Raw genomic sequence first — 585 nt, 5'->3', positions numbered from 1 at the left:
CGGCGCACCACCTTGCGGATCCGGGCGTCCTGCCAGTCGCGCATCGCCCGCGCCCACACGCCCTCGCCCGTCGAACGCCCGTCGGCCAGCATCACCAGGACCGCGCGGGCCGCCGTCTCCAGCGCGTCCGTGCGGGACGGGGGCGCCGCCCGCTCGATGCGGACCACCAGGGGCAGGACGAACTGGGGTGCCGCGTCGCGGGCACCGGGGGCGGGGCGGAAGGGGCTGTCGGCGGCAGGGCTCTGATCAGTGCTCACGGGTCCAGTCTGCCAACCCGCCGCACACCGCCGTCAGCCCGAGCAGGAGGTGCGCTCGGCCTCCCGCCACTCGCACAGGGGGCACAGGGTGACGCCCTTGTACGACTCCGGGTACTCCGTCGGCTCCCGGCACAGCACGCACTCCGCGTACGGCGGCCCGTCGGCCTTCGGCGGCCTGGACACGTCGATCAGGCAGTAGTCGTTGTCGTCCATGCGTCCAGCGTAGGGCGCTCAGCCCCGTCCGCCCGCCGTCGCGATCAGCTCGGAGACCTTCACGAAGCGGTAGCCCCTGCGGCGCAGCTCCGGGACGATCGTCCGCACCGCCCGC

General features: G+C 74.5%; 1 protein-coding gene and 2 pseudogenes. All 3 read right to left on the bottom strand.

Annotated elements, in window-relative coordinates; all coding sequences use genetic code 11:
• Nucleotides 1-257, bottom strand: a pseudogene (locus B7L92_RS37830) (peptidyl-tRNA hydrolase); the annotation flags it as partial.
• Nucleotides 258-290: 33 nt separating this feature from the next.
• A complete protein-coding gene (locus B7L92_RS37825) occupies nucleotides 291-470 on the bottom strand; it encodes a hypothetical protein (RefSeq protein WP_081241614.1) in 180 nt (59 codons plus the stop codon).
• 18 nt (nucleotides 471-488) lie between these two features.
• A pseudogene (locus tag B7L92_RS43315) lies at nucleotides 489-585 on the bottom strand (polysaccharide deacetylase family protein); the annotation flags it as partial.

The sequence above is a fragment of the Streptomyces viridosporus genome (assembly GCF_002078235.1).
Lineage (GTDB): Bacteria > Actinomycetota > Actinomycetes > Streptomycetales > Streptomycetaceae > Streptomyces > Streptomyces viridosporus.
This window is presented reverse-complemented; position numbering and strand designations above follow the sequence as displayed.

Excerpts from the sequence above, each read along its gene's own strand:
- B7L92_RS37825 (WP_081241614.1), bottom strand. The coding sequence starts at position 470 with ATGGACGACAACGACTACTGCCTGATCGACGTGTCCAGGCCGCCGAAG.